This window comes from Pseudomonas sp. OV546, from assembly GCF_900116845.1.
Lineage (GTDB): Bacteria > Pseudomonadota > Gammaproteobacteria > Pseudomonadales > Pseudomonadaceae > Aquipseudomonas > Aquipseudomonas petroselini.
Genome location: NZ_FPCE01000001.1, coordinates 1092568 through 1110079, shown reverse-complemented (window position 1 = coordinate 1110079; position 17512 = coordinate 1092568). Strand labels below are relative to the sequence as shown.

At 62.4% G+C, this 17512-nt stretch carries 13 protein-coding genes; 9 read left to right on the top strand and 4 right to left on the bottom strand.

Annotated elements, in window-relative coordinates:
- Positions 1 to 11: 11 nt before the first annotated feature.
- A complete protein-coding gene (locus BM403_RS05135; protein WP_093541904.1) occupies positions 12 to 1415 on the bottom strand; it encodes an XAC2610-related protein in 1404 nt (467 codons plus the stop codon).
- Positions 1416 to 1545: 130 nt separating this feature from the next.
- Here BM403_RS05135 and BM403_RS05130 point away from each other — a divergent pair, with 130 nt between their 5' ends.
- Positions 1546 to 2019 (top strand): GNAT family N-acetyltransferase, encoded by a 474-nt coding sequence (locus BM403_RS05130; RefSeq protein ID WP_046036178.1) that lies wholly within the window; start codon positions 1546 to 1548, stop codon positions 2017 to 2019.
- Between the two features lie 323 nt (positions 2020 to 2342).
- Entirely contained in the window at positions 2343 to 2903 is a 561-nt protein-coding gene (locus BM403_RS05125; RefSeq protein WP_093541901.1) for a cysteine hydrolase family protein, read from the top strand.
- Between the two features lie 88 nt (positions 2904 to 2991).
- Here the strand turns inward: BM403_RS05125 and BM403_RS05120 are convergent, their stop codons facing one another.
- On the bottom strand, positions 2992 to 3684 hold the full coding sequence (locus tag BM403_RS05120; protein WP_093541898.1) for a glutathione S-transferase: 693 nt from the start codon (positions 3682 to 3684) through the stop codon (positions 2992 to 2994).
- A 141-nt stretch (positions 3685 to 3825) separates the two neighbouring features.
- Between BM403_RS05120 and BM403_RS05115 the strand changes: the two genes are divergently transcribed.
- The 6 genes from BM403_RS05115 to BM403_RS05090 all read left to right on the top strand — a co-directional run bounded on the left by BM403_RS05115 (position 3826) and on the right by BM403_RS05090 (position 9756).
- Positions 3826 to 4389: a TetR/AcrR family transcriptional regulator gene (locus BM403_RS05115; protein WP_093541896.1), complete on the top strand. Its 564-nt coding sequence runs from the start codon at positions 3826 to 3828 to the stop codon at positions 4387 to 4389.
- Between the two features lie 190 nt (positions 4390 to 4579).
- Complete coding sequence (locus BM403_RS05110) at positions 4580 to 5635, top strand: AMP-binding protein (RefSeq protein ID WP_093541893.1); 1056 nt, start codon at positions 4580 to 4582, stop codon at positions 5633 to 5635.
- Positions 5636 to 5645: 10 nt separating this feature from the next.
- The gene (locus BM403_RS05105; RefSeq protein ID WP_012724576.1) at positions 5646 to 6422 is read left to right on the top strand and encodes an ABC transporter ATP-binding protein; all 777 of its coding nucleotides are present in this window, start codon (positions 5646 to 5648) and stop codon (positions 6420 to 6422) included.
- Between the two features lie 2 nt (positions 6423 to 6424).
- Positions 6425 to 7306, top strand: a complete 882-nt coding sequence (locus BM403_RS05100; protein ID WP_012724577.1) for a branched-chain amino acid ABC transporter permease — start codon at positions 6425 to 6427, stop codon at positions 7304 to 7306.
- 22 nt (positions 7307 to 7328) lie between these two features.
- Positions 7329 to 8396, top strand: a complete 1068-nt coding sequence (locus BM403_RS05095) for a branched-chain amino acid ABC transporter permease (protein WP_093541891.1) — start codon at positions 7329 to 7331, stop codon at positions 8394 to 8396.
- 28 nt (positions 8397 to 8424) lie between these two features.
- Positions 8425 to 9756 (top strand): ABC transporter substrate-binding protein, encoded by a 1332-nt coding sequence (locus tag BM403_RS05090; RefSeq protein WP_093541889.1) that lies wholly within the window; start codon positions 8425 to 8427, stop codon positions 9754 to 9756.
- Positions 9757 to 10018: 262 nt separating this feature from the next.
- Here the strand turns inward: BM403_RS05090 and nirD are convergent, their stop codons facing one another.
- Positions 10019 to 10381, bottom strand: a complete 363-nt coding sequence (nirD, locus tag BM403_RS05085) for a nitrite reductase small subunit NirD (protein ID WP_012724580.1) — start codon at positions 10379 to 10381, stop codon at positions 10019 to 10021.
- On the bottom strand, positions 10381 to 12921 hold the full coding sequence (nirB, locus tag BM403_RS05080; protein WP_093541887.1) for a nitrite reductase large subunit NirB: 2541 nt from the start codon (positions 12919 to 12921) through the stop codon (positions 10381 to 10383). Before nirB ends, nirD begins: the two co-directional genes overlap by 1 nt.
- 586 nt (positions 12922 to 13507) lie before the next feature.
- On the opposite strand from nirB, the gene BM403_RS05075 reads away from it, so the two are divergent.
- Entirely contained in the window at positions 13508 to 17491 is a 3984-nt protein-coding gene (locus tag BM403_RS05075) for a bifunctional nitrate reductase/sulfite reductase flavoprotein subunit alpha (protein WP_093541885.1), read from the top strand.
- Positions 17492 to 17512 lie beyond the last annotated feature (21 nt).

The following is a 17512-nucleotide window of genomic DNA, read 5'->3' as shown; positions in this document are numbered from 1 at the left end:
CCGGTTTCAAGTCATGGCTGCTTACGGTACTTCCCCGTCAAGTAATCCAGGCTGTCGGGCGCCGAGTTGTGTTCAATGACCGCGAAGTTCTTTACCAGTTGGATGTGGTACGGGCCTGCCCGTTTGGACGCCAGGGGGTCACGCACGATAATCAGGTTTTCGGTTTCCATCGGCACGGTGTGATGCGCGGTCACGATGGCTTTGGAGGTGCCGGTGGCTTTGAGTGTGAGGGTGAATTGCGCGAGTTCCCGGCCCTCGGCATCGCGTTCGGGCAAGATAGTCAGGTCCAGGTCGCCATCGCGGTCGAGGAAGTCATCACGCATCTGGTAATGGCCACTGCGTTGGTCGCGCGCGACTTCGCTGAGTTTGTCGTACTCCGGTTCGCGGTCCTCACGCTGCAATTGGATCTCCAGGTCAGGCGTGTTGTCCTTGCCGGCAGCGACCCAGCTACCGCTGTAGCGATAAGGCTCGACGGTTTCCTGGGTTATGCGCCAGATCCCGGTCTGGTGGCCGTCATCGGCGTATTCGAAGAGGTAGTCGAACGCCTTGCCGTCATACTCGCCCTGCTCACCCACCAGCTTGATCGGCTTGCCACTGCCACTTTTGGTGTAACGCACTTCACCGATCAGCACCGCACCTTGCTGCTGGTACCAGAGTTGCACCGGGATCTTGCCGTTGAGGGTGCCGACCAGGTACTGAGGGTCTTCATTGACGGGGCCTTCGAGGCGCGGTGTCTCCTGCCATTTACCGTCTTTCCACTCGCCAGTGGTGCGCAGCATGTAGCCGCGGGGCATGCTCGAGTTTTCTCCATCCTCGGTAGGCGGGACTTCTTGTTGGGTGTAGGAATCCAGCCGCACCAACTCACCGTCGCGCATGTGCAAACGGCTGGAACGTGTCCAGCAGCAGCCACGGTTGGTTTGCGAATGGATGATGCCGTCCTTCGCGACTGAAAACATCCCGCCGAAGGTTTCGTTCGCCAGGTCGGTCAATGGACGGTTCAGTACCCATTGGGTTTTAACCGGGTCTTGCAGATACACATCGTAGTGGTACTGCAAGCTCTCATTGGCATCTTCACCATTACGAATCGCCAGGTCCTGGCGCCCGTCCCCGTTGATATCGGCGAAGTACAACAAGCCGTACTCGCCCACCAGATGGTCAGCGCGTGTCGCGCCATTGCGATCCTGCGGCACGTTACCGGCCGGGGTCTGCAACTGTTGCAGGGTTTCGAGGGTGGTTCTGTCACGCACGGTGATCAGGGCGCGAGCCAGTTGCTGCACGTCTTGCGGCACGTCCGGGAACACTGCTTCGACCAGGAATTTGCCACTGGGATCGTTGACCGAGAACGAGCGCGGCTCGGCCATGGCCGGTGCGGCAAAGGTTATCGAAAGGAACACACCGCGCACTAACGAACGCATTCAGAGCATCCTTGCTGAAATTCGGGGCGACAGTGTAATGGCAAACGGTGGATGCTTCGCATAAATCCCTGTTTGGGTCTACGCATGGGCTGATATGTTTCGCATCACGCCAGCAAAAGGATGTGCAAACATGCCCTTCACACCCCCTCAAACGGCTTCAGTCGTTTTGGTCCAGGCTCAACAAAGCGATGTGGACGACCTTGTAACCATTCGAATCGAGGCTATGCGCGAAAGCCTGGAGCGTGTTGGGCGCTTTGATCCAGTGCGCGCGAGGGAGCGGTTTCTGAATGGGTTTGAAGCCCACAACACACGCTACATCGAGGTTTCTGGAGAGCGGGTAGGTTTCGTAGTCGTCAAGCAGTACCACAATGAACTGTTACTCGATCATTTGTACGTTAGACCGAGCATGCAAGGATCAGGCATCGGCGCTGCTGTTCTCACGCAGATCTTCAACGAAGCCGATGCAGCTGAGCGCCCTATTAAAGTGGGGGCACTTAAAGACAGTGCCTCGAATCGCTTTTATACCCGCCATGGTTTCAAGTTCGTCGAAAGCAGTGAGTTCGACAATTATTATGTTCGTCAGAGCGTTTCGCCGGCTCAATAAAGCAGTCACCGGGACGGAACAGTTTCCCAAAAAGTCCGTGCGTTCTTAACGTTCAGACATTGGCGCAAGGTGTAGACGGCATACACATTGCGCCCATGAGTAGGGTTATCGGGCTAGACCCGCACGAGCTTGCCTGACCGCAAGTCATCAATGGCCGAGCACCCAGCCAACAGGCCGATACCGGCGCCATCGCACAGGGCAAACGCCATGACCTCCCTATCATTGACGCTGAAGTTCGGCCCCAGCGAATACGTCGAACAAATCGCTGTCTGGCCCCCACGTTGGCTGATATGTTTCCAGCCATACCCACAAAGGAAAGTGCCATGCCGCCGATAGCCACTAACGCCGCACTGCTGATCATCGACATGCAGCAAGGCATGACCCAGCCAACGCTGGGGCGGCGTAACAACCCAGGCGCCGAAGTGCAGATACAGCGCCTGTTGGATGCGTGGCGGCAATCCGGCCGCCCGGTCGTGCACATCCGGCACATTTCGCGTTCGCCCGGTTCGGTGTTCTGGCCGGGCCAACCGGGTTGCGAGTTCCAGCCGGCGCTGGAACCGCTTGCGCATGAGCATGTGGTGGAAAAGAACGTGCCGGATGCCTTCGCCGCCACGGGGTTGGAGCGCTGGCTGCAGGTGCGTTCGATCCGGCAACTGGTGATCGTCGGTGTGATCACTAACAACTCGGTCGAGTCCACAGCGCGCTCAGGCGGCAACCTGGGTTTTGAAGTGGCTGTGGTTTCAGACGCCTGCTACACCTTCGATCAAACGGATTTGTCCGGGCGCCTGTGGCCGGCCGAGGATGTGCATGCGTTGTCGTTGAGTAACCTGGCAATGGATTATGCCGAGGTTGTCACGGCCGACGAGATCATGGCTCATTGCTGAGCGTGCCTGTCACAGGTCGGGTGCGGCTGACGCGTGCGCTTGCAGATACGCCGTCAACAGCAGCGTGGTCTGTTGCTCCAGCGCGGCTTTAGCCAGGCTGCGCCACCATCGCTCGCCACGCCTGGACGCTGGCGCGCTCATTCACCTTGGCTTGCCACGCATGCAGTGCCTCACATTCCTGCGGTATCGGCAGTTCCACCAGTGCGGCGAAGATCAGGCCGCCCAGTACGGCAATGTCCGCCATGGAAAACGCATCGCCCGCTACGTACGCCCGTGTTTTGAGGAGGCCATCGAAGTAGCGCATGCCCCTCACCGCCTTGTCGCGCATACGCATGCCCCATTCGGCGTTCTGGTAAAGCTCGACCTCTGGTCCAAGCCCAGGCGTGGCGTGATGGAAATACACGCTGACCGCGTCCATCAGCTCAATTTCCGCACGTTTGGTCAGCATATGGATCAGGCCTTGCTCAACGGGAGTTTTACCGGTGAGGGTCGGGGTTCCTTCAAGGACGTCCAGGTACTGAGTGATCGCCGTGCATTCAGCGATCAACGTGCCATCGGCAAGCTCCAGCACCGGCAGGGTGCCGGAGTAATTCAGGGCGACAAATGCGGGCTGTTTGTGCTCGCCTTTCCAGAGGTTGACCGAGACGAACTCGATGCTCGGCAGCAGGCCTTTCTCGGCCAAGGCGATCCGCACGCGTGCCGGATACGGGCCGCTGTACCAGTCATAGATCTTCATCAGCGGGTGGGAGGATGCGTCGGAGAGTGTCGGTTGGAACGTCATGTTGGGGTCGCCTACCTGTCAAGTGGTAGGTAAACATTGAGCGCTTGTTTTTCAGCTGTCAAGCATTCCCTACCAGTTGGCAGGTAAAACCTTATGGGCGTAGAATCCGCCCATCCCACCCCACGACCGAGGAATCCCTACGTGAGTGAAAACGCGCGTGAAGCCATCCTGGAAGCCGCCAAAGCCGCGGCTCAGCATTACGGCTACAGCGGCATCAACTTTCGCAGCATCGGCGAAACGGTGGGGATCAAGAACGCCAGTATCTATTACCACTTCCCGAGCAAAGCCGAGCTCGGCGCGGCCGTCGCCAAGCGGTATTGGGAAAACACCGCCAGTGCCCTCGAGGCCATACGCCTGGAAAACCCGGATCCGTTGGAGTGCATGCAAATCTACCCCAGCATCTTTCGCCAATCCCTCGAGGACGGTAATCGGCTATGCCTGTCCAGCTTTATGGCGGCCGAATACCAGGACCTGCCCGAGGCCGTCAAGAAAGAGATCCTGGCGTTTGCCGATATCAACGTGGCTTGGCTGGCGGCCCTGCTCACTGAGATCCAACCCGGCGATGCCGAAAGCTGCGAGCGCCGCGCCCGCGCCATCTACACAGCCATTGCCGGTGCACAGTTGATTGCCCGCACGCGCGCCGATCTGCGTTTGTACGACGAACTGGTGCAGAGCTATCGGGACGCGGGGCTCATTCCGAGGTGACGGGCGGGAGCCCGCCACCGAAGACATCCACTGACACCGCTGTTGGCGCAACAACAGTGCTTGGACAGCTTGTGCGGAATCAACACAACCCAACCCCTCACGAAACACTCGTATCCCATTGAAATAAAAGCATTTAACGCTATGGCATGACGCGTGCAAAAGCCTTCGCATCAATCCGAAGGATGCCCCCATGCCCCACACACTGCCCCAGGCGTTGTTGCTTCAAGCCCACACCCGAGGCTCGGCGATTGCCTTGCGCTACAAGCATCTGGGCATCTGGCACACGCGCAGCTGGAGCGAACTGGCGCACGAGGTCAACCGGCTCGCCGCGGCCCTGCAGGCGCGCAATTTCCGTCAGCACGATGATCTATTGATCATCAGCCAAGCGCGTCCCGAAGCGCTGCTGTTGGCGCTGGCAGCGCAATGGCTGGGGGGCAGCGTCACGTTGCTGGACCCGGACCGCGACAACCGTGCGCTGCTCGCCGGGCTGCGGCCGCGCTTCGTGCTGGCGCAAGACCTGCAAGCGCTGCAACACCTGCGTGAAGACGCAGTGGTGATGTACCTCGACGGACGTGGGCTGAGTCAGCAGCAAAGCGCCGAGTTGATCGCCTATACCGACTTAAGCGCGGAAACGCCCGCCCCCGTCTGCGCCACGCAACCCGGCGATACTGCGTTCGTCTTTCATGCCGACACCCCGCTGCGCTTGACTCACACGCAGTTGCTGGCGGGCGCTCGCACGCTGGTCCAGCGGGAACAACTGAGCGCCGAAGAGGAGGCATTGGCCGCACGGGTATTCGCCGCCAGCGGGCAAGCGCGTTACCTGCTCGCCCCCTGGCTGCACACCGGGTTTTGCCTCAACTTTCCCGAGGCTCTGGCCACGCGTGACACCGACCGCCGAGAGCTCGGCCCCACGTTAGTACTCGGCACCCGCGAATCCTACGCCCGCCTGGAACAGTGGGTGCAAGAGCGCCTGCCCATGCCGGGCACCCTCAGCCACCACGTGTACCGCTGGGCCATACAGCCGAGCTCATCCCCCGCTCGCCACTGGCTGGGCCACTGGTTGGTGCGGCGTCCCTTGCGGGATGTGCTGGGCATGAGCCGCCTGCGTGTGCCGCTGCTGGTCGGGCCGCCGCTGAGCCCGGAAACGGCGGCGTTCTTCTCCGCCTTGGGGATTCGACCCGGCCACTGGCAAGAACCCTCCCCCCGCCACGAACCCACCGACCACTTGCTGTCTCAACCTGTCTGACGAGCCCGCCATGCACTCACCCACCCAATCGGTATTACTGCGGCTCGATGACATCTCCCTGTCGTTCAAGGGTATCAAGGCCATCACCTCCATCAGTTTCGACGTCAAAGCCGGCGACATCTGCGGGCTGATCGGCCCCAACGGCGCGGGTAAAAGCTCACTGCTCAATGTGATCAACGGGGTCTACCACCCCCAGAGCGGCACTGTCCACTACGCGGGCCAGACGCGACGGCGTATGCGCGCACACCAGGCGGCCGAAGGCGGGATTGCGCGGACCTTCCAGAACATCGCGCTGTTCAAGGGCATGAGTGTGCTCGACAACGTCCTCACCGGGCGCAACCTCAAGCGCCGCAGCAGTTGGATCGAACAGATGCTGCGCCTGGGCCGCGCGCCCAGCGAGGACGACACGCACCGCCTGCACGCGGAAAAGGTGATTGCCTTTCTGCAGATCCATCCCTGGCGCCATGTGCTGGTAGGCACCCTGCCCTATGGCCTGCAAAAGCGTGTCGAACTGGCCCGCGCCCTGGCGTCCGAGCCCACCCTGCTACTGCTGGATGAACCCATGGCGGGCATGAACGCGCAGGAGAAAGCGCAGATGAGTCAGTTCATCCGCGACATCAACCGCGAGTTCGGCACCACCGTGGTGTTGATCGAACACGATATCGGCGTGGTCATGGGCCTGTGCGACCACGTGGTGGTCCTCGACTACGGTCGCAAGATTGGCGACGGCACCCCGGAGCAGGTGCGCGCCAACCCCGATGTCATCGCCGCTTACCTGGGGACTTGAGCATGGAATTTTTCTTCGAAGTGCTGATCGGCGGGCTGCTGGCGGGCGTGATGTATTCCCTGGTGGCGATTGGTTTTGTGCTGATCTACAAAGCCTCGGGCGTGTTCAACTTTGCCCAAGGCGCCATGGTGCTGTTCGCCGCGCTGACATTTGTCAGCCTGCTGGAACGCGGCTTCCCCTTCGCCTGGGCGTTCCTGCTCACCCTGGCAAGCATGGTGGTGCTGGCGCTGCTGATCGAAAAAGTGGTGCTGCGCCCCTTGGTCAATCGCCCGCCGATCATCCTGTTTATGGCCACCCTTGGGCTGTCTTACCTGATCGAAGGGTTCGCCCAGTTCCTCTGGGGCGCACAGGTGCATGGGCTGGACCTGGGCATCGCCGACGAGCCGCTGGAAATCCGCGGCATGCTGCTCTCGCAATTCGACCTGTTTGCCGCCGGCACCGCCGCCGTGCTGGTGATCGCCCTGTCGCTGCTGTTCAACAAGACGCGGGTGGGTCTGTCGTTGCGTGCGGTGGCGGATGACCCGCTGGCATCCATGGCGGTGGGTATCCGGCTGCCGCGTATCTGGGCGCTGGTGTGGGCAGTGGCGGGGTTTGTCGGCCTGGTGGCCGGGTTGCTCTGGGGCGCGCGCCTGGGGGTGCAGTTCTCGCTGTCGCTGGTGGTGCTCAAGGCGTTGCCGGTGTTGATCATCGGCGGTTTCTCTTCCATCGGCGGCGCGATTGTCGGCGGTTTGATCATCGGCGCAAGCGAGAAAATCGCCGAGATCTACCTCGGCCCGATCATCGGCAGCGGCATTGAAAACTGGGTGCCGTACGTCCTTGCCTTGCTGTTCCTGCTGGTGCGGCCTGCCGGCTTATTCGGCGAGCGCGCCATCGAACGGGTCTGATTGTCCTTGAGGAAATGCCTGCATGCTGTATCAAGAAGTCGGTCAAATCAGCACCTCCTACGCGGCCGAGCGCCGTACCTTCCGCTTGCGCCAAGACCGCATCGGGCTGTGGCTGCTGCTGGGTTTTGCGTTTTTTGCGCTGCCGTGGCTGGGCAATGACTACTGGTTCAGCGCCATTCTGGTGCCGCTGCTGGTGCTGTCGCTGGCGGGGCTTGGGCTCAACCTGCTGACGGGCTACGCCGGGCAGCTCTCATTGGGCTCGGCAGCGTTCATGGCCGTGGGCGCGTTCGCCGCCTACAACCTGCACCTGCGCGTGCCCGGTTTGCCGCTGCTGGTCAGCCTTGCCCTGGGTGGTGTGATCGCGGCGCTGGTGGCGGTGCTCTTCGGGCTGCCGAGCCTGCGTATCAAGGGGTTTTACTTGCTGGTGGCGACCCTGGCCGCGCAGTTCGTGGTGGAGTGGGTGCTCACCCGCTTCAGCTGGTTCACCAACGACAACGCTTCCGGGGTGATCACCTCGCCACCGCTGCTGGTTGCCGGGCTGGATTTCAGCTCACCCCGAGGCCGCTATGTACTGACGTTGACCATAGTGGCGGCGCTGTTCTGGCTGGGCAAAAACCTGGTCCGCAGCGAGCTTGGCCGCAACTGGATGGCGGTACGCGACATGGACACCGCCGCCGCCGTCATCGGTATTCGCCTGTTGAAAACCAAGCTGCTGGCGTTTGCGATCAGCGGCTTTTACCTGGGCGTCGCGGGCTCACTTTGGGCCTTCGCTTACCTGGGCACCGTCGAGCCTCACGGCTTCGACCTGAGCCGCTCCTTCCAGGTCTTGTTCATCATCATTATCGGCGGCCTGGGCAGCGTGCTCGGCAACTTCCTGGGGGCGGCGTTCATCGTGTTGTTCCCTATCCTGCTGGGCAACCTCTTCGCCCTGCTGCCCGCCGGGCTGATGGACGCGGGCCAATTGGAGAACATCCAAAAGATGCTCTTCGGCGCGCTGATCATCGCTTTTTTGATCAAGGAACCGGAGGGGCTGGCCCGCCTGTGGCAGCGCTTTCGTCAACGGGCCAGGGTGTGGCCGCTGCGTTACTGAACTCAATAACCTCCCAGGAATGACCTCCATGACACACCGCTTATCGCTGCGCCGCCTGGCCTTGGGCCTGGCCCTGATCACCGGCACGCTCTCGGCCGGCGCCCAGGCTGCCAACGAACAATACTTTCCGTTGCAGAGCTACCGGGTCGGCCCGTATGCCGCCGGCGGCACCGGTTTCTTCGGCGGGTTTATCGACTACCTGCAATACATCAACGCCAAGGGCGGGGTGAACGGCGTCAAGCTGACCTGGAGTGAATGCGAGACCGAGTACGTGGTGGAGAAAGGCGTCGAATGCTACGAACGCCTCAAGGGCGGACTCAACGGCGCCCCGGCCGCCGCGACCAACCCACTGTCTGTGGGCATCGCCTACGCCACCCTGGAACGTTCCACCGCCGACAAATTGCCGCTGATCACCATCAACCACGGCCGTACCGACTCCACCGACGGCAGCGTGTTCCCCTATGTATTTCCGCTGCAGCTCAATCCGTACTCGGAAGTTTCGGCGATCATCAACTACATCGGCCAACGCGAGGGGGGCGCGGACAAGCTCAAGGGCAAGAAAATTGCGGTGCTGTACCACGGCTCGCCGTACGGCAAGGAAACCAATGGCGTACTGGAAACCCTGGCAAAAAATGCCGGCTTCGAATTGACCCTGCTCGAAGTGCCGCACCCCGGTAACGAACAGCAATCGCAGTGGCTGAATATCCGCCGCCTCAAACCCGACTGGGTGATCCTGCGTGGCTGGGGCGTGATGAACCCGGTGGCGCTGAAATCCGCGCAAAAAGTCGGCTACCCGGCCGATCACATCATCGGCAATATCTGGAGCAACTCGGAGGAAGACGTGGTGCCCGCCGGTGCCGCCGCCAAGGGCTTTATCTCGATCACCACGCACCCTTCCGGCACCGACTTTCCGGTCTTGCAAGGCATCAAGCAAAGCGTGGTGGACGCCGGCAAAGGCAACCTGGCCGACCCCAAGCGCTTTGGCACCGTGTATTACAACCTGGGCGTGGTCAACGGCATTCTCAACGTCGAAGCGCTGCGCCTGGCCCAGGAAAAATACGGCCACCAACCGCTCACCGGCGAACAGGTGCGCTGGGGGTTCGAACACCTGAACCTCGACGATGCACGGCTGCAGGCACTCGGCGCCAAAGGCCTGGTGCAACCGCTGAAACTCTCCTGCGCCGACCACGAAGGCGGCGGCGCCGTGCGCTTCCAGCAATGGGATGGCCAGCGCTGGAACCTGATCAGCGACTGGGTACAGGCCGACCGCGCACTGTTGCGGCCGATCATCGAAGCCTCTGCCGCGCAGTACGCCAAGGAGAAAGGCATCACCCCGCGTGATTGCAGCAAAGAGCAGTAAGCATCTATCGGATGCAACACAGTTCAAATGTGGGAGGGAGCGTGCTCTCGATGGCGATGGATCAGCCTATGAATCTATTGACCGGCACTCCGCTATCGGGGGCAAGCCCCCTCCCACATTTTGACCTCAGTGTGTCAGACCACGCTGACTCACGACGCGACGTCGCTGGCCCCCTGATCAGCGACTGGGTGCAGGCCGACCGCGTGATTGCAGCCAGGAGCAGTAAGCTCTATCGGATGCAACACATTTTGACCTCGGTGTGTCAGCCCACGCTGACTTCCACTACGCCAGCATTCAACCGCACCGGCCACACCCGCAGGCGCTGCTCCGGTGCCTCCAGGCATTGGCCGTCGTGCAAACGGTAATGCTGCTTGTAGATCGGCGCGGCCACCACCAGGTCGCCCTTGATGCTGCCGACCAAGCCACGACCGATCACATTGGCGCCGGATTGCGGGTCGTGGTTGTCGATGGCGTACAGCGTCTGGTCCTGCGCACCGGGCAGGTAGAACAGCGCGACTTGGGCGCCGTCCAACCACACCACCACCCCGGAATTGCTCACCAGGTCGGCCTCGCTGCACACACCTTTCCAAGTGGCCAGGGTGCGTTGAGTATTAGGCTGGCTCATCAGGCAATCTCCTCGATGACGGGAATCAGGTTGAGTTCAGCGGCCATGATCGGCCGGCGCTGGCCGCGTTCCTGGACGAAGTGGATGTCCGGGTCGGGGCGTTTGTCGTTGACGAAGGTGCGGAAACGCTTGAGTTTTTCCGGGTCCTTGAGGGCGTTGGCCCACTCGCATTCATAACGGTCGACCACCTGTTGCATCTGCGCTTCCAGCTCGGCACCCAGGCCCAGGCTGTCGTCCAGGATCACATCCTTGAGGAAATCCAGGCCGCCTTCCAGGCTTTCGCGCCATACGGAGGTGCGCTGCAACTTGTCGGCGGTGCGAATGTAGAACATCAGGAAACGGTCGATGTAGCGGATCAGCGTGGCGTCATCCAGGTCGGTGGCGAACAGCTCCGCATGACGTGGGCGCATGCCCCCGTTGCCGGCGATGTAGAGGTTCCAGCCCTTCTCGGTGGCAATCACGCCCACGTCTTTGCTCTGGGCTTCGGCGCACTCGCGGGTGCAGCCGGACACCGCGAACTTGAGCTTGTGCGGCGAGCGCAGGCCCTTGTAGCGGTCCTCGATCAGCAGCGCCATTTTCACGCTGTCTTGCACGCCGTAGCGGCACCAGGTACTGCCCACGCAGGACTTCACCGTGCGCGTGGATTTGCCATACGCATGCCCGGTCTCGAAACCGGCCGCGATCAATTCGGCCCAGATATCCGGCAGCTCGTGCAGTTGCGCGCCAAACAGGTCGATGCGCTGGCCGCCGGTGATCTTGGTGTAAAGGTCGTATTTCTTCGCCACCTCGCCGATCACGATAAGTTTGTCCGCGGTGATCTCGCCGCCCGGAATGCGAGGCACCACCGAGTAGGTGCCGTTCTTCTGCATGTTGGCCATGAACGTATCGTTGGTGTCCTGCAAGGGCACCAGGGAGGCGTCCATGATCGGTTGGTTCCAGCACGACGCCAGGATCGAACCCACCGCCGGCTTGCACACGTCGCAACCGGTGTGGCCACGGCCGTGTTTGGCCAGCAGTTCTTCGAAGGTGATGATGCCTTCCACGCGCACCAGGGCATACAGCTCCTGCCGGGTGTGGGCGAAGTGTTCGCACAGGCTTTTGTCGACGCTGACACCCCGGGCGATCAGCTCATGCTCGAACACTTGCTTGAGCAACCCCGCGCAGCCGCCGCAACCGGTGCAGGCCTTGGTCTGGGATTTGAGCAGGCCGAGGTCGCTGCAGCCGCTGTCGATGGCCGAGCAGATCGAGCCTTTGGTCACGTTGTGGCAGGAGCACACCGTGGCCGACTCCGGCAACGCACCGGGGCCGAGGGTCGGCGCACCGCTGGAGGATGGCAGGATCAGGCTGGCCGGCTCGGACGGCAGCACGATGCTGTTCTGCATGTATTGCAGCAAGGTGTCGTAATAGCTGTTATCGCCCACCAAAACAGCACCGATCACGTGCTTGCCCGAGGCATCCACCACCAGCCGGCGGTAGCTGGCGCTGGCCTCGTCGATAAATTGATAACTGCGCGCGCCGGGCGTATGGGCGTGGGCGTCGCCGATGGAGCCCACGTCCACGCCGAGCAACTTGAGTTTGGTCGACATGTCCGCGCCCACAAACGGCTCGGCGGTTTGCTCGCAGAGCAGCGCGGCAACCCCACGGGCCATCTGGTAGCCCGGCGCGACCAGGCCGAACAGGCTGCCGTTCCAGGAGGCGCATTCGCCAATCGCGTAGATGTTCGGGTCGCAGCTCAGGCACTCGTCGTTGATCACCACGCCGCCACGCGGACCGATCTCCAGGCCGGCCTGGCGAGCCAGTGCGTCCTGGGCGCGGATGCCGGCGGAAAACACGATCAGGTCGGTTTCGAGGAACTCGTCATTGGCAAAATTCATGCGATAGCGGTACTGCTCGCCGGCGCTGATCGACTGAGTCGCACGCGACAAATGCACCCCCACGCCCAACCGCTCGATCTGCGCCTTGAGCGCCAGGCCGCCAAAATCGTCCAGTTGCACCGGCATCAAGCGCGGCGCGAACTCCACCACGTGCGCTTCAAGGCCCAGGCTCTTCAGCGCGTTGGCGGCTTCCAGGCCCAGCAGGCCACCGCCCACAACCACACCGCGCCGCGCGTTGGCGGCGGCCTTACGGATGGCATCCAGGTCTTCAAGGGTGCGGTACACCAGGCGCGAATCGCCTTCGGCGCCCTCGATGGGCGGCACGAAGGGATAGGAACCGGTCGCCAGTACCAGCTTGTCATAGGCCACACAACCGTCGGCGGTGATCACTTCGCAGCGGGCGCGGTCGATCTCCACTACCGGCACGCCCAGGTGCAACGTCACCCCCGGCGTCTGGTAAAGCGAGGCTTCTGAGAGTGCCAGCGACTCAGCATCGCGGCCGGTGAAATACTCGGACAGATGCACCCGGTCATAGGCGCGCATCGGCTCTTCGCTGAACACATGCAAGCGGTAGTGATCCAGCACGCCGCGTTCGATCAGTTGCGCCACACAGTGGTGGCCGACCATGCCATTGCCGACGACGATCAGGGTTTTGAGACTGTTCATATAAATCACCCGACAAAGCTCATCACGGTTTAAAAAAGCAAAAAAAAACGCCTGAAACCTTGCGGTTCCAGGCGTCTTTGCCTGTTCTTATGCGGGTTCGGATCGGGCGACTGCGCCGGATACACCGCTATTGCCCATGGTGTCGATCGTCGTTGACCGAGGTGGGTTGAGAGGGAGCTTGCAGGGTCTGTGCCAACCGAAGACAAGGCCTGCGTTCACGGCATCACAACGTAATCAGCGGTTTTTTACGCGCGCTTTCAGCGCCTCCAACTGGTGCGCCCCGCGTCATAAAAGTGCACCCGCCCGCTTCCTGTGGCGAGGGAGCTTGCTCCCGCTGGGCTGCGTAGCGGCCCCAACATCCTGGGAGCGCTGCGCACTCCAGCGGGAGCAAGCGCCCTCGCCACAATGATCTCGGTCCTCCTCAGAATGGGTGTTTCAGGCCGATAAAAAACCTGGCGCGTGACTTGCTAGGAACACTTCAACCAGGCAATCAACGCTGATTGCCCTCTCACGACAAAGGCGCCGTGTAATCCCCGTTTTTTCAACGGAGGGTTACAAGGCGCCTTTTTTGTTTACGGGGTTACGGATGGCAAACCAAAACGTGCGCAGTGTGTGTCCTTATTGTGGCGTGGGCTGCGGCATCGTCATGCAGGTCGAGCAGAATAAGGTGGTCAAGGTGATCGGCGATAAGGCCCACCCCACCAACTTCGGCCGCCTGTGCACCAAGGGCACCACCTGCGGGCAAGCCATCGCCGAGTCCGGACGCATGGAGAACGCCTATGTGCGCCAGGCGCGCGAGCATGATCCTGTGCGCATCGCCATGGACAAGGCCATCCGTGAAACCGCAGGCCGCCTGCGCCAGATCCTCGACACCCACGGGCCGGATGCGTTGGCGTTCTACGTGTCGGGCCAGATGTCGCTGGAGTCCCAATACCTGATCAACAAATTGGCCAAAGGCTTCGTGCGCACCGCCAACATCGAGTCCAACTCACGCTTGTGCATGGCCAGCGCCGGCAGCGGCTACAAACTGTCCCTCGGCTCCGACGGCCCGCCAGGCTCCTATGAAGACTTCGACCGCGCCGACCTGTTCTTCGTGGTCGGCGCGAACATGGCCGACTGTCACCCGATCCTGTTCCTGCGCATGATGGACCGGGTCAAGGCCGGGGCGAAGTTGATCGTGGTCGACCCTCGGCGCAGCGCTACGGCGGACAAGGCCAACCTGTTCCTGCCCATCAAACCCGGCACCGACCTGGCCCTGCTCAACGGCCTGTTGCACCTGCTGGTCAAAAACGGCCATACCGACCCGGCCTTTATTGCCGCGTTTACCGAGGGCTGGGAGGCCATGCCCGCGTTCCTGGAGGACTACTCGCCAGAACGGGTGGCTGCGATCACCGGCCTTGCCGAAGCCGATATCCGCCAAGCCGCCGACTGGATCGGCCAGGCCGCCGAGTGGATGAGCTGCTGGACCATGGGCCTTAACCAGAGCACCCACGGCACCTGGAATACCAACGCCCTGTGCAACCTGCACCTGGCCACCGGCGCCATTTGCCGTCCGGGCAGCGGGCCGTTTTCCCTCACCGGTCAACCCAACGCCATGGGCGGGCGCGAAATGGGCTACATGGGCCCCGGCCTGCCGGGGCAACGCTCGGTACTGGTCGAGGCCGACCGCGTGTTTATCGAGGACCTGTGGCAGATCCCCCACGACAGCCTGCCGCGACAGGCCGGTAGCGGCACCGTGGCGATGTTCGAACAGATGGCCGCCGGGCAGATCAAGGCCTGCTGGATCATCTGCACCAACCCCGTTGCCAGCGTGCCCAACCGCCAAACCGTGATCAATGGCCTGCAGGCCGCCGAGCTGGTGATCACCCAGGACGCGTTCCTCGACACCGAGACCAACCGCTACGCCGACATCCTGCTGCCCGGCGCGCTGTGGGCCGAGGCCGAGGGCGTGATGATCAACTCCGAGCGCAACCTGACCCTGATGCAGAAAGCCGTCGACGCCCCCGGCGAGACCCTGCCCGACTGGCAGATCATCGCCAGGGTTGCGTGTGAGATGGGCTTTGCCGAGGCGTTCACCTATGCCTCCGCCGCCGACGTATTTGAAGAAATCAAACGCGCCTGGAACCCCAAGACCGGCTACGACATCCGTGGCGCGAGTTACCCGCGCCTGCGTGAACAGCCGCTGCAATGGCCCTGCGCATCCACTGAGGCCGCGCACCGCAACCCGATCCGCTACCGCACCAACGGCACCCTCGCGTTCGCCACGGATAACGGCAAGGCGCAGTTCCTCGCCCGCCCCCATATGCCGCCCGCCGAGATGCCCGATGACACCTTCCCCTTCGTGCTCAACACCGGCCGCGTGCAGCACCAATGGCACACCCTGACCAAGACCGGCAAAGTCGCCACGTTGAACAAACTCAACCCCGGCCCCTTCGTCGAGCTGCACCCGGAAGACGCCGCCCGCTTGGGCGTCCAGGACAAGGACCGGGTTGAAGTACGCTCCCAGCGCGGCCACGCCGTGCTGCCCGCCGTGGTCACCGACCGTGTGCGGCCAGGCAACTGTTTTGCGCCGTTTCATTGGAACGATGTGTTCGGCGAACACCTGGCGATCAATGCAGTGACCAACGATGCGGTGGACCCGATTTCCTTGCAGCCCGAGTTCAAGTTCTGCGCCGTCGCCCTGGCCCGGGTCGAACTGATCGACCACCAGTTCCTGGACCTCCCTTCCCCCGTAGCAGAGGATTGCACCCTGTCGCGCCTCGACGCCTTCGCCGACCTCGCCGGCATCCGTCACGTATCGCCACCGCCCCTGAGCGACAGTGAGCGCACCTACCTCGCCGGCTTCCTCAGCGGCCTGCAATCCAACGCCGCGCGCCAGGCTGTCGGCGTACCGACAATGCCCGCGAATGCCCCCCTGGCCGACGCATCCCGGCTGTGGCTGAACGGCTTGCTCGGCGGGTTGTTCAGCCATACGGAAACCCTCGCAGCGCCCTCCCCGGCCGTCACCCTGCTGTGGGCGTCGCAAACCGGTAACGCCGAAGCCCTGGCCGAACGATTCGCCAAGCGCCTGCGCGAGGCGGGCATCACGGTGGAGCTGAGCGCGATGTCAGACTTCCCCGCAAGCAAACTGGCGAGCACCCACACCCTGGCATTGATCAGCAGCACCTTTGGCGACGGCGACCCGCCGGACAATGGCGAAGGCTTCTGGCACAGCCTCAGCACCGCCGAGACGCGCCTGGAGTCGCTGCGCTTTGCGGTGCTGGCCTTGGGCGATCCGAACTACGACCAGTTCTGCAACCATGGCAAACAGCTCGATCAGCGCCTGTTGGAACTGGGCGCAACCCGCCTGTTGGAACGCGTCGATTGCGACACCGAATTCGAAGCCCTGGCCGATGCCTGGCTGGTGCGCTTCCAACAGACCCTTCACCCGACAAAGCCCGTAGCACTCGCCGCACCGGCCACGCCTGCCGGCAAGACCAAGCTGTACGGCTCACGCCTGCTGCTCAACCGGCACCTGAACCCGCAAAGCCCACACAAGGAGACCCGCCAGTTCGCCCTGGACCTGGCCGACTCCGGGCTGACTTATGAGGCCGGTGACGCGTTGGGCGTGCGGCCGCGCAACTGCCCCGAACTGGTCAGCGAACTGCTCGACCTGACCCGCCTGAGCCCCAGTGCCAGCGTGAACATCGACACCTTCGGCGATGTGCCCCTGCAACAGGCGCTCACCCAGCATTTCGAAATCGCCCGGCCCAGCAGCGATACCTTGACCTTCATCGCCGAGCGCAGCGCCAACCCTGGCCTCAAGCACCTGCTCAACCCCGAGCACAAGGCCCAATTGAATGACTGGTTGTGGGGCCGGCAACTGGCGGACGTGCTACAGGAATACCCGATCGAGTGCTCGGCGGACGAACTGCTGGGCACGCTTAAGCGCCTGCAACCGCGTTTGTATTCGATCGCCTCGAGTGCCAAGGCGTACCCGCAGCAAGTGCACCTCACCGTGGCCGCCGTGCGCTATGGCAAACGCAAAGGCGTGTCCTCGACCTTCCTGGCCGACCGTGTCGGCGACGGAGAAGTGCCGTTGTTCGTGCAGCCGTCCAAGCACTTCCGCCCCCCCAGCGACGGCGAGGTGCCGATGATCATGATCGGCCCCGGCACCGGCGTCGCACCGTTCCGCGCCTTCTTGCAGGAACGCCGAGCGCTGGGCCATCAGGGGCGCAACTGGCTGTTCTTCGGTGAACAGCACGCGGCCAGCGACTTCTACTATCAGGACGAACTGCAAGGCATGCAGCGCGACGGCCTGCTCACCCACTTGAGCCTGGCGTTCTCCCGCGATCAGGCGCAGAAGGTCTACGTGCAGGACCGCATCCGCGAACAGGGCGCCGAGCTGTGGCGCTGGTTGCAGGACGGCGCAAAGCTGTACATCTGCGGCGACGCCAGCCATATGGCCAAAGACGTCGACCAGGCCCTGCGCCAAGTGGCGCAAACCCACGGCGGGCTTGGCGTGGAAGGCGCCGCGGAGTACTGGAGGCACTTGAGCGAGCAGAAGCGTTATCTGCGTGATGTGTACTGATTGGATACAGAACAATAAGCA